General features: G+C 44.4%; 9 protein-coding genes and 1 pseudogene. 9 read left to right on the top strand and 1 reads right to left on the bottom strand.

All coding sequences use genetic code 11. From position 1 onward, the window contains the following. Window positions 1–520: 520 nt before the first annotated feature. From kdpF to KZA12_RS12375, 9 genes and pseudogenes are all read left to right on the top strand, one after another. On the top strand, window positions 521–601 hold the full coding sequence (gene kdpF / locus KZA12_RS15085; RefSeq protein WP_193032053.1) for a K(+)-transporting ATPase subunit F: 81 nt from the start codon (window positions 521–523) through the stop codon (window positions 599–601). Then, window positions 601–2313 carry a potassium-transporting ATPase subunit KdpA gene (gene kdpA / locus KZA12_RS12410; RefSeq protein WP_218690435.1) on the top strand — a complete coding sequence of 571 codons (1713 nt, stop codon included), beginning with the start codon at window positions 601–603 and terminating at the stop codon, window positions 2311–2313. Before kdpF ends, kdpA begins: the two co-directional genes overlap by 1 nt. A gap of 99 nt (window positions 2314–2412) precedes the next feature. After that, window positions 2413–4551 (top strand): annotated as a pseudogene (kdpB, locus tag KZA12_RS12405) (potassium-transporting ATPase subunit KdpB). Between the two features lie 21 nt (window positions 4552–4572). After that, entirely contained in the window at window positions 4573–5235 is a 663-nt protein-coding gene (gene kdpC, locus KZA12_RS12400; protein WP_218690434.1) for a potassium-transporting ATPase subunit KdpC, read from the top strand. Window positions 5236–5452: 217 nt separating this feature from the next. Then, a complete protein-coding gene (locus KZA12_RS12395; RefSeq protein WP_218690433.1) occupies window positions 5453–8164 on the top strand; it encodes a DUF4118 domain-containing protein in 2712 nt (903 codons plus the stop codon). A gap of 109 nt (window positions 8165–8273) precedes the next feature. Continuing rightward, a complete protein-coding gene (locus KZA12_RS12390; protein ID WP_216582911.1) occupies window positions 8274–8960 on the top strand; it encodes a response regulator in 687 nt (228 codons plus the stop codon). A gap of 80 nt (window positions 8961–9040) precedes the next feature. Beyond that, complete coding sequence (locus KZA12_RS12385; protein WP_218690432.1) at window positions 9041–10297, top strand: tetratricopeptide repeat protein; 1257 nt, start codon at window positions 9041–9043, stop codon at window positions 10295–10297. A gap of 143 nt (window positions 10298–10440) precedes the next feature. After that, entirely contained in the window at window positions 10441–11070 is a 630-nt protein-coding gene (locus KZA12_RS12380; RefSeq protein WP_218690431.1) for a DedA family protein, read from the top strand. Between the two features lie 178 nt (window positions 11071–11248). Next, window positions 11249–11947, top strand: coding sequence for a VIT family protein (locus KZA12_RS12375; RefSeq protein WP_218690430.1), 699 nt, complete (start codon window positions 11249–11251; stop codon window positions 11945–11947). 210 nt (window positions 11948–12157) lie between these two features. Here the strand turns inward: KZA12_RS12375 and KZA12_RS12370 are convergent, their stop codons facing one another. Next, a complete protein-coding gene (locus tag KZA12_RS12370) occupies window positions 12158–13087 on the bottom strand; it encodes a bestrophin family protein (protein ID WP_218690429.1) in 930 nt (309 codons plus the stop codon). Between the last annotated feature and the right edge of the window lie 123 nt (window positions 13088–13210).

The raw sequence follows: 13210 nt of genomic DNA, 5'->3' as shown, positions 1-13210 counted from the left end.
TCTTAACCTTATATAACTTACGCTCTTCAAGTCAATAAAAGCCCAAAGCACAGTAGCTAACTCTAAGCTTGCAAGGTGATCTGTCGTACTATCCAGTATAGTCGAGCCTCTATGTTCTTATATCATCGCCTAGTAAGTCAAAAACAACTTTGTTACTCGCCGCTTGACTTATTTCGTCACATATTTCGTCAAAAATGCTTCTAAGCTAGATGATGACTAGAAGTATACAATTTCTCAAATATTTTTTCTTGCCAATGACCTCCATCCTCATCTTTATACTTTCTTTATATCCTGCTTGATCATCTTGACAACACTTTTATACCTCTGTGAGCATACTAAGCGCTTAAATTAATCACTAAGCAGCAAGGTTTTAGTGAGCTTGTAGCATCTATCAGTGGGCACTCATAAGCCCTTAATAAGCTAAAAAGTCATCTTAATCTTTAGCCCAGTTATGATCCTAATAGTTGCTGCCTGCTAACTAGCTATTAGCTGATCTCTACTATGATTTTAGGAGTGTGCTATGGAAGTGTTTGCAGGGTTTATTGCCCTCGGTTTGTTCGTGTATTTGCTATATGTATTGATTAAACCGGAGGCCTTCTGATGACCATGTACGCCGCATCACAACTGATCATTTATCTGCTGATTTTATTCACCCTAGGATATTTTTTATCAGGGTATATCATGCAAAAAATGCAGGCGCCCGTATCGCGTTTTGAATCGCGAATTTTTGGGGCGCTGGGTATGCTTGGGCGTAATGCTCAAGGTAACCGTGCTGAGGGTATGACTTGGAAACAGTATGCTCTTGCTATCGTACTTTTTAATATCATTGGTTTTTTGGCATTGTTTGTATTGCAGCTTATGCAAGGCAATCTACCGCTAAACCCCGCTAACATGAGCGCAGTTAGTTGGGATTTGGCTATGAACACTGCCATTAGTTTTATGACCAATACCAACTGGCAGGCTTATGGTGGTGAGAGCACGATGAGCTACTTGACTCAGATGATGGGCATGTCTCTACAAAACTTTTTATCAGCAGCCACTGGGATTGCCGTCGCTTTTGCACTAATGCGTGGCCTGATAGCCAAAAAAAGTGCTCATATCGGTAATGCTTGGATAGATTTATGGCGTTGTAACCTCTATATCCTACTACCGATAGCCACAGTGATTGCGCTGTTATTAATGAGCCAAGGGGTAGTACAAACCCTATCAGCCTATATCGATGTGCAAACCCTACAAGGTGATACTCAGACTATCGCTTTAGGACCAGTCGCATCACAAGAAGCCATCAAGATGTTAGGTACAAATGGCGGCGGCTTCTTTAACGCTAACTCTGCGCACCCCTTTGAGAACCCCACCCCTTTTTCTAATCTAATTCAAATGTTAGCTATTTTTGTTATTCCAACTTCGCTATGTTTTTGTCTGGGTAAAATAAGCGGTAACCTCAAACAAGGGTTGGCAATATTAGCGGCTATGAGCTTGTTATTCATAGGTATGTACTCGTTAACTGTGAGTAGCGAACTTGCTGGCAACCCTTGGTTAACCTCACAAGTTTCAGGCTTAACTGCTGCTGATGTCAGTGGCAATATGGAAGGCAAAGAAGTGCGCTTTGGTATCGTGGCCTCCTCGTTGTTTGCCACTATTACTACTGCCGCCTCTTGTGGTGCTGTAAATGCTATGCATGATTCATTCACGCCTATGGGTAGCTTTGGGTTGATGTTGCAGATGCAGTTAGGCGAAGTAGTGTTTGAAGGTGTCGGAGCAGGTCTTTACGGTATGCTTTTATTTGCCATATTGGCGGTATTTGTCTCAGGACTAATGATTGGACGCACTCCAGAATATTTGGGTAAAAAGATCGAGCCATTCGAGATAAAAATGGTCGTACTAGGCTTGCTTGCAGGCCCGATGACGGTGTTATTAGGCACGGCTATTACTGTCATGACTAGCAGCGGTCAAGCAGGAATATTCAATCCTAGCGCGCATGGCTTTAGTGAAGTGCTGTATGCCTTTAGTTCAGCGGCTAACAACAACGGCTCCGCTTTTGCAGGATTGGCGGGCGATTCAGTGTTTTATAACTCTATGCTTGGGTTGGCCATGATATTTGGACGCTTTGGGGTGATCATTCCAGTACTGGCTTTAGCAGGGTCATTGGCTAATAAGCCAAGACTTGAAGTCAATAACGGCACTTTACCAACGACGACACCGCTGTTTGTGGGCCTATTAGTGGGCACAGTGCTGATGATCGGCGCCTTGACTTTTATTCCAGCATTAGCTCTTGGACCTATCATAGAGCAGATTTGGATGTTAGGAAGCTAGTGGCTTAGTGGCTTTATGTTTAACAAGCTAGGCAAGCGAGCATTCCCCTAACTAAGGGTGAATGCACCAAATTTTATGATTATGTTAGGAAAACAGACCATGAGCATTTCACTAGATTCTAATACTCAGACTATAAGTTTGCCACCGCAACAAGACCCTAATCAATCTGATTTACCAAAAAAACCGGTTCAAGGCATTCTTGATCCTGCGCTAGTAAAACCGGCACTAAAAGATGCCTTACTTAAGCTTGATCCACGAGTGCAGTGGCGCAATCCGGTAATGTTCGTGGTCTATATTGGGTCATGGCTGACGAGCATATTGGCCATCAATATGATAATTGAGGGACAATCTGGGGTTGGCTTTACTGTAGCGATTGCCTTTTGGCTTTGGTTCACCTTGCTGTTCGCAAATTTTGCCGAAGCTTTGGCAGAAGGACGCAGTAAAGCCCAAGCATCGAGCTTAAAACAGGCTCGTCAAGAGGTGCAAGCGCGTAGGCTTGCTAGTAGCGATAAACTATCAGCGGCTACTAAGGTTCAAGCTACTTAGCTCAATCAAGATGATATTGTTTTAGTACAAATGGGTGAAACTATTCCAGCAGATGGCGAAGTGATAGAAGGCCTTGCTTCGGTCGATGAATCAGCCATTACTGGGGAGTCAGCGCCTGTTATTCGTGAAAGCGGTGGCGATTTTAATGCGGTCACTGGTGGTACCAAAGTGCTGTCCGACTGGTTGATAATCCGTATCACGCAAGCGCCTGGTCAAGGATTTTTGGATCGGATGATCGCCTTAGTAGAAGGTGCTAAACGTACCAAAACGCCTAATGAGATTGCCCTGACTATTTTGCTAGTTGCGCTAACGCTAATATTCTTAATGGTATGCGTAACCTTGATGCCATTCTCCCAGTTTGCGGTGCTGGTATCCAATCAGGGCGAACCTATCTCTATAGTCATTTTAGTGGCCTTATTGGTGTGTCTGATACCTACCACCATCGGCGGCTTATTATCGGCAATAGGCGTAGCTGGCATGAGTCGCATGATGCAAGCCAATGTGATTGCAACCTCTGGGCGGGCCGTAGAAGCCGCTGGTGATGTCGATGTGCTATTACTCGATAAGACCGGCACTATTACTTATGGTAACCGTCAAGCCTCCTTGTTCCTGCCGTCTAACGGTATTAGCGAGAGCTTGCTAGCGCAAGTAGCGCTTATCAGCTCATTAACCGATGAGACCCCAGAAGGTCGTAGTATCGTCAAGTTAGCGCAAAGCCGTTTTGAGATAGATGAGAATGTTTGGAAATCAAAGCCGTTCGAGACTATCGAATTTACTGCACAAACTCGGATGAGTGGCACTGATATTGATCAACGCCATATTCGCAAAGGGGCTTTTGACGCTATTGTAAAATGGGTACAACAACAAGGAGGCAGCCTCCCTAGTAATTTAGAGCAACAAGTAGAAGATGTAGCACGCCGTGGCAGCACCCCGCTTCTGGTCGCAGAAGGTCAGCAAATACTAGGCGTCATTGAGCTCAAAGACGTGGTTAAGTCAGGTATCAAGGAGCGCTTTGCTGAACTGCGTAAAATCGGCATCACCACAGTAATGATCACTGGTGACAATCCCTTAACGGCTGCTGCTATCGCTGCTGAAGCTGGGGTTGATGATTTCATGGCAGAAGCCACACCAGAACAAAAGCTTGAGCTGATCCGTAGTTACCAACGCCAAGGTAAGCTAGTTGCCATGACTGGCGATGGAACCAATGACGCGCCAGCACTTGCCCAAGCTGATGTGGCCGTCGCTATGAATAGTGGCACTCAAGCGGCTAAAGAAGCGGCCAATATGGTGGACTTAGACTCCAATCCAACTAAGCTTATTGAAGTGGTGCAAACCGGTAAGCAGATGCTGATGACACGTGGTGCCCTGACCACCTTTAGTTTAGCCAATGACGTTGCTAAGTATTTCGCCATTATTCCTGCGGCCTTTGCCGGGACTTACCCTGCGCTTAACGTTCTAAATATTATGCAATTAGGTAGTCCAAAGAGCGCTATTTTATCGGCGGTTATTTTTAATGCCTTGATCATCGTGTTCTTAATTCCATTAGCGCTACGAGGGGTCACCTATCGACCAGACTCGGCTATTAACCTGTTGCGCCGAAACCTAATGATATACGGCTTAGGGGGTCTAATCCTACCCTTTATAGGTATCAAGCTTATCGATATGCTCATTAATTTAATGCACTTGGCATAATCATTTCTAAGGAATACTGCTATGAAAACCCATTCTTATCTAGATAACCAGCCAGCGGCAGATACTGAGTCTACAGACCCATTAAATAATGTTGCTACTGATATGCCCATGCTTAAACCTGCTATATTATTATTTATCCTGCTCAGCATCATTTTGGGATTATGCTATCCCTTAGTTATGACCGCTATTGCCCAAGTGGCTATGCCAAACCAGGCTAATGGTAGCTTAATAGAAAAAAACGGCACCTTGATTGGCTCGGCACTTATCGGACAACAGTTTGATGAAGCGCAATACCTATGGACTCGTCCTTCTGCCGCTGGTGAAGGCTATGATGCTACTCAATCTTCAGGTAGCAATCTAGGGCCTTTAAATCCTGAGCTGGCGACTTCTGTCACCGCACAAGTACAAAAACTAAAAGCTGCTGATCCACAGAATCAAGCCCCTATTCCCCTCGACTTAGTGACTATGTCTGCCAGTGGCCTAGACCCCCATATCTCGCCTGCAGCAGCACAATGGCAAGTGAACCGAGTGGCGCGCGTACGGGGACTAAGTGCTGAACAAGTACAGGCCGCTATCGATGATCATACTGAAGGTAAGCAGTTTAAGTTGTTTGGAGAATCACGGGTGAATGTCTTGTCGGTGAACTTAGCCTTAGATGAGATCTCAGCTGCCTCAGCTGAATAACAGGATCGACGCTAAGTAAAGTTGACGCTAAGTAAAATACTATCAACCGCTTTATGATGCGAGACTGGATTAAATCTTTTGGGCTTGCTGTGCCGATGCCGACAGAGGCTACAAAAAACGGCTCTCAATCTCGCTGTATGGTTTTTGCAATGCAATGACTAGAGCACATTACTAATTAGACATTGACGCTTTAAATCCGTCATTGATGAGGGTTGCTATGCATGATATTCGGCCTACTCCAGAACAGTTATTGCAGCAAATAAAGCAGCAAGAAAATGCTCTTAGTAGAGGCAAATTAAAAATATTTTTTGGCTCATCTGCCGGCGTAGGTAAGACTTATGACATGCTGTCCTCCGCTCATCAAGCGCAGGCTCATGGGCTCAATGTATTAGTAGGTATTGTAGAAACTCATGGCCGTAGCGAAACAGCAGCGCTACTAGAAGGGCTTACCTTACTGCCTTTGCAGAAGATTGAGTATAGGGGCAAGATCTTAGAAGAGTTCGATATCGATGCGGCGTTGGCTATTCATCCGGACATTTTACTGGTGGACGAGTTAGCGCATAGTAACGTCTCAGGGTCTCGCCATCCCAAGCGCTGGCACGATGTGGAAGAGCTGCTAAAAGCGGGTATTACGGTCTATACTACTTTGAATGTTCAGCACCTAGAAAGCTTAAACGATGTGGTTAACCAAATTACTGGCGTAGTGGTTCAAGAAACCTTACCCGATTGGTTCTTTGATCAGGCCAATGAGGTGGTGTTAGTTGACTTGCCAGCAGAGGAGCTATTAGCTCGGCTTCACGAAGGCAAAGTATATATCCCAAGCCAAGCTAAACATGCGATCAAAAACTTCTTTCGTAAGGGCAATCTGATGGCCCTGCGTGAGCTGGCATTGCGTAGAACCGCAGACTTAGTCGACGCTGACATGCAAGATTATCGCAATCAGTCCCGCATCGCACCGATCTGGAATACAGCCGATCAGTTATTGGTCGGCATTAGCACTAGAGATCACAGTGAACGTCTTATTCGTCATGCCGCCAGACTCGCCAGCAGCTTACATTCGCAGTGGTATGTGGTGCATGTCGAGACCCCTCGCAGTATTCATAAGTTGGCGCATAGTAAGCAGCAAGTATTACAAGCACTGCGCTTAGCTGACGAGCTAGGAGCAAAAACGGCAACTATTAGTGCTATTACGGTTGCCGAAGGTTTGGCCAGCTATGCCCATCAGTTCAATATTGGCCGTATTATTATTGGTCAAAACCAGACTAAAACTTATCACTGTGGCAGATCGCTTGTAAAGCTCATCTCGCATCAGGACGTGAACTTAGATTTAATCTTAGTCAATCAAAGCAAAAAGACCAGCAAGCGACCTGGTGAACATCGCCTGCCTTCATGGGATCTTGCCACTTTATCTTCTATAGACAATCGTAACGGTTATCTAATGGCGGCTTTAGGGTGCGGTCTAGTGACCGTTAGCCTCGTAGCGCTGACACGCTGGTTTGACTTAGCCAACGTCGTTATGCTGTATTTATTAGTGATTGTTTTTATATCAGCACGCTTTGGTCGTGCCCCTGGCATACTAGCTTCCTTTTTGAGCGTACTAAGCTTTGACTTATTCTTTGTTGAGCCTAAGCTGTCCTTTAATGTCAGCGACGTCCAATACTTAGTGACTTTTGCCGTTATGCTGTTGGTATCTTTAATCATCAACAATTTAGCAGTTGGCCTACGATTTCAGGCACAAACCGCACGCCAGCGTGAGCAGCAAGCGATCTCTATGAGTTATTTGGCGCAAAGTCTAAGCGCAGCACGTAAAAATGATGAGATCATCGACCAAGCTACCGTTTGGCTTATTAAGCATATTGCAAGCCAAGCTATCGTGGTGATGCCTAATGCTGAAGCTAAGCTGACTATCGTATCAGAGTCTACGGTCCCAGCAGAATTCAACTGGAATGTCACCCGATGGGTATTTGACCATAATGAGAGCGCCGGTCTAGCCACTAATACGCTGACCGCTAACCCTATGCACTACCGCGCGCTTTCTACCTCCAACCAAGTACTTGGTGTGCTGGCACTGATGCCAGACGAGGTCAACACCTTTAATCAGCCTGAACAACAACGAGCGCTCGATATCGCTGTTGCTCAGATCACCTTAGCATTAGAGCGCGTATATTATGCAAAAGTGGCGCAAACCGCCCTTATAAAAGCTGAGTCAGAACGGCTACGTGGTACTTTGTTATCAGCATTGTCTCATGATATCCGAACGCCTATTACCGTCCTATCCGGATTAGCCGCCTCGCTCATTAGTCAAACTTTGACCATTGATGAGCAACAGCAATTGGCCATCGATATCGAACAGCAAGCAAATGTGATCCAGCGCTTGGTTATTAACATTTTAGATTATGTCTCATTACAATCTGGCGGTATGAAGCTCAACAAGCAATGGGTGAGCTTAGAGGAGATCGTTGGCGGTAATCTTCGCCATCTTGAGCATTATCTAAAAACTCGGCAAGTGCAGATAGACATTCCTTATGATATTGAGTTTATTTATACTGATGAATTGATTCTATCGCGTATTTTAAATAACTTGCTCACCAATGCCATCAATTACACCGCCGATGACTGCAGTATTGCCATTAAAGCAACACTTAACCCGCAGCAACAGTATCAAATAACCATCACAGATACTGGAGAGGGTTTGCCTGAGGGCATGGAAGAACAAATATTTGAGCGTTTTACCCGTGGCAGCTCTGAAAGTACTACAACGGGTTTGGGGCTGGGATTAGCATTGAGTAGAGATTTAGTTGAGCACTTAGGAGGTACCCTACTCGCTAATAATGTACAGCCTCATGGCGCTCAATTCGTCATCGTACTGCCTTGGCAGTCACTGCCTGACCAGCATCTATTGAGCAATAACTTAATACCTAGCCACTGACTTGTTAACACTACTAACTGTTTAATTGGGGTTGGGCAAATACATTCAGCAAATTTGGCACCATAACTGTTATGTTAGGGGCTCAATACCATTAGCGAACGATATATCCATGAAGACCATACTAATCATTGAAGATGAAAGCCACATTGCTCGGTTTATTAAGACCGCTATGGAGCAAGAAGGCTATCAAGTTTTTACTGCCGATAGCTCGCATAGAGGTTTAATAGAAGCTGCCTCTCGCCGTCCTGATCTGCTGGTATTAGACTTAGGATTACCTGATGGTGATGGCTGTGACGTCATTACTGATATTAGATCGTGGTCATCGTTGCCTATTTTAGTATTGTCCGCTCGCAGTGATGAGCAGGATAAAATAAAAGCGCTAAATTTAGGGGCTGATGATTACTTAGTAAAACCTTTTAGTATGGGTGAATTAGTGGCTCGCGTTAATGCTCATATGCGGCGCTGGCAAGTAGGTTGTGAAGCGCCCATCCAGCTACAGCTTGGCAATGTCAGTATCGATCTTGTGCAACGGCAAGTGAGGAAAAATGGAGAAGATGTGCACTTGACTCCTATTGAGTATCGGCTACTCACCGTGCTCATTCGCCATGCGGAAAAAGTACTCACTCACCAGCAGTTACTTAATGAAGTCTGGGGCAAGGGTCATGCTCATCAAGAGCATTATGTGCGCATCTTTATGTCAAATTTACGACAAAAACTAGAAGACAATCCGTCTCGGCCCAATTACTTGTTAACTGAAATCGGTGTCGGCTATAAGCTACACATTCCTAAAAGCTGATGTTTAATTTTTATCGGGTAATATTATTAGATACTGATTAGTAGACTAAGAGTATGACCTATTTACTCAAAGGAATAATAATGAAATGGCAAATACCCAAACAGACTATCATTTATAAAACTCTAGCTTTAGCAAAGTCACTCAAGCTGCCTATATCAGACACAGCCGTAAACGGCGCTTATAATAAGCTGTTGGCCGCTAAAGATAATGCTGATGCTCAGTTCAATCTTGGCATGATGTACAGTAACGGCAGCGGAGTCATTCAGGATGATAATATCGCTGTTGAATGGTTGCAAAAGGCTGCTAGTAAAGGTCATGCTATTGCTCAGTTTTATCTGGCGCAAAAGTATGATAAGGGTATAGGTGTGCTGCAAGATGATGCTAAAGCCATCGAATGGTATCAAAAAGCTGCTGATCAAGGGTATAGCGAAGCTCAATTTGAGCTTGCAGTCATCTATGGTAGTGAAAGAGGAGGCGCTCAAGATGAAGCCAAGGCTTTTGCCTGCTATCAAAAAGCTGCCGCTCAAGGCCATCCCGTTGCTCAGTACATCGTTAAGCTGATTGATGAAAATGATGTTCCTAATAATGCTACTAAAGATACTCTGTGGAATCAAAACGATGCTAATCATAGAGCTCATACTATTGCTCAGTATTACCTTGAAGTATTGAGCCATGATGGCGTTTCGATGAATAATGCTGAAGCGGCACAGCGCTATCGAGAAGCCGCCAATCAAGGCGATGCCGTTGCTCAATTTAATCTTAGTGTGCTGTATAAAAAAGGCAGAGGGGTATTACAAGATAACTCTAAGGCGGTTAAATGGTTGCAAAAGTCCGCTGAGCAAAACAACAGCCATGCCCAATACAATCTAGGCATCATGTACAAAAAAGGTGAAGGGGTTGAGCAAGATTATGTCAAAGCTGTTGAATGGTTGCAAAAATATGCTTCTCAAAACAATAGCCACGCTCAATTTAATCTTGGCGCTCTATATGAGAAAGGCGAAGGAGTACTTGAGGATGATGCTAAAGCTGCTCAATGGTTCCAAAAGGCAGCTGAACAAAACAACAATCATGCTCAGTACAACCTTGGTATTTTATATCTGAAAGGCGAAGGAGTCAGCCAAGACTATGTCCAAGCTGCTAAATGGCTACAAAAAGCTGCTAACCAAAATAATGTTCACGCTCAGTTCAATCTTGGCGGGTTATACGAAAAAGGCCAAGGAGTGGCGCAAGATAATGCGGCAGCGATTAAATGGTATAGTCTAGCCTGTAGCAACGGCTCACATAGAGGCTGCGAGCAGCGTGACCGATTAATATCTCTTAACAGCTCTAGCCTTTAATTTTATTTAGTATAAGTCTAAAGCGTGTTGAACATGAGGCTACAGCCTACATCAAATTTATCATAGCGCTCGTTTTAACCTTTTCTTAACACCCGCACTGCTAAGGTATTATCCTTCAAGCAGTCATTTAACGAGCTCATACAATGGACCAAATAAGCACTTGGGTGCTGACTATCATGGCAAAATTTGGCTACTTAGGCATTATATTTGCCATGTTTGCCGAAAACGTTTTTCCACCTATTCCTTCTGAAGTGATCATGCCAGCCGCAGGTTTTGCAGTAGCCAAAGGCGATTTAAATCTGCTGCTAGTTATCCTAGCTGGTACCTTAGGCAGCGTCCTTGGATCGTTACCTCTATATTATTTAGGCAAATTATTCAGCGAAGAGCGTTTAATGGCTTTTACTAAAAAGTATGGTAAATATGTGTTTGTTAAGCCTGATGATATATTGTCATCAAGTGCTTGGTTTAATAAGCATGGTAAAAAAGCGGTATTTTTTGGGCGTATGGTACCCGGTATCCGCTCACTAATATCTATTCCTGCTGGCATCAACAAAATGCCAATGGTCTCTTTTTTACTCTTGACTGCTTTGGGTTCGAGTATTTGGACTACCCTATTAACCCTTGCTGGCTATCACTTTGGCAGAAACTATGCGGTTATCGAGACCTTTCTTGCCCCTTACTCCAAAATATTTTTAATAGCGGCTGTTGTTATTATCGTTGGCTGGTTTATTAAACGCCGACTGGTTAAGCAAGTTAATAAGACTACTTTGTGACTCTACCATGACCTCTACCATGAGTTCTGTAATTGACTCAGCAACTGACTCAATGAGACCGTCGTCTGTACTAAGCAGCTATCAGCTAGGGGCGCTAAGATCAGCTCACTAGTCTGCAATGAGGTTATGGGCTACACTGCCCTAATTAAATTCAGCTTTGCAGTGTCTAAGGATATCTATGCATCACTCTATTCATGAAGAAGCACATCTTAGCAATCGTAATCATTGGTTACGGGCAGCGGTTTTGGGGGCGAATGATGGGCTTATTTCAACTGCCAGTTTATTAGTCGGCGTGGCAGCGGCAAACCCTAGCAGCCAAACTTTACTACTGACTGGATTGGCCGCATTGACAGCTGGCGCTTTATCGATGGCTGCTGGCGAGTATATTTCAGTGTCCTCACAAGCCGATACTGAAAAAGCTGATTTAGAACAGGAACGCTATGAGCTGACTCATAATGCTGAACGTGAACTGCTTGAGCTGACGAGAATCTATATAGCTCGAGGACTCGATCATACTCTAGCGCATCAAGTTGCAGTAGCGTTAACCGAACATGATGCCCTTGAAGCGCATGCTCGTGATGAGATCGGCTTAACTGATCTTAGTACAGCCAAGCCGATTCACGCCTCAGTCGCCTCAGGGCTAGCATTCACTGCTGGTGCCATACTACCTATTATCGGTATTTTAACTTTACCTACCCAGTCTCTTGTCTGGTCATTAGCCTCTATAACTTTAGTAGGCTTAATTTTACTGGGTGTAATTTCGGCACGCTTAGGCGGCGCGCCTATTATCCCTGCTACTACTCGAGTAGTGATTTGGGGCGTGTTAGCAATGCTAGCAACATCGTTGATCGGGCGGTTATTTGGGGTAGCTATTTAGGCATCGTTACGGTTACAAGCGCTTGACTATCTTATTGCTTGGCACCCACTAACAGTCATATAATCAAGACTTAGTCGCCACGCTTAACCCGTTTTTATTTTAAACAGATGCTAATTAACTTTATTTTCAAACACCTGCTGATAAATATAAAAGCTAGCAGCCACAACAGTAAAGCACTATTTAAATTTTTAAAATTCTTAGCCTAGCGACTTACTGTAAGAAGTAGCCATCTCTAGCCGTTATCTCAGAGGGCAAATCGCTCTCTCCAAGTGCTTCTAGCAGGTTTATTTCTATAGTGCGTGAGATAGCAGTCAACGGCAAATGATTGGCAGCTATGCCAAAAGGATCGGTAATCTCTTCACTGAGGGCATCGAGACCAAAAAAGGTATAAGCAATGACGCCACAGACTAATGGGGTGGCCCAGCCCAAAGAAGCAGCTAAGCCAAAAGGCAACATAAAACAATACAGATAAGTAGTGCGATGCACCAATAGAATATAAGCAAAGGGCAATGGCGTATTATGAATACGCTCGCAAGCGGCCAGAACAATAGTCATAGAAGTCAGACGCTCATCCATATTTTGGATCATAAGGTCTGAAGTTAATTGCTGACGTCGACTATAACCGAGCTGCCGGCCAAGCAGACGCAGTAGGTACTCAGGCAGATTGCCAGCTTGGCGCATACTGGCGTGATACTCGGCTTCCACAAAACGATCAACGTCCTGCCAAGGTGCAGTATTACGCAGCCGATGACGTAAGGCATGAGTAAAGGCAATAATCAGGTTGATCATACGGCGCTGAGTATGGCGTCCCGTTTCAGTGTCCTCATCTATAAATGAGAGCACTTGGCGAGTCAGGCTACGTGCTTCATAGACTAGCTGGCCCCATATCCCCCGAGCCTCCCACCAGCGCTGATAACTGGCATTATTACGAAAGCCCAAAAACAAAGATAATGCGATACCTAATAAGGTAAAAGGGGCCACACTGTAAGAGGAGAAGTAGCTGGGAATCAAATGCTGAACAGCCGATATTAAGGTGCTAAGCAAAGTGATTAGTAACACCTGAGGATAAATATGAGGGATTACCGAGCCACGCAGAGTAAAAAGTATTTTGAAAGCATTGGGTTTTTGCCGGACAATCATGTCAGGTTCCTACTATTAATAAACTAATTTTGAAATACACGATACTGATATTATTAAGCGAAGTAAACTTAGCGTTTAGTAGCTATTGCTGTACAAAGGCACCGCGACGCACCTATATGGTAA

Source organism: Psychrobacter sp. BF1 (assembly GCF_019279065.1).
GTDB lineage: Bacteria > Pseudomonadota > Gammaproteobacteria > Pseudomonadales > Moraxellaceae > Psychrobacter > Psychrobacter urativorans.
The sequence above is the reverse complement of the archived record's forward strand: the minus strand, read 5'-3'. Positions and strand labels throughout refer to the sequence as shown.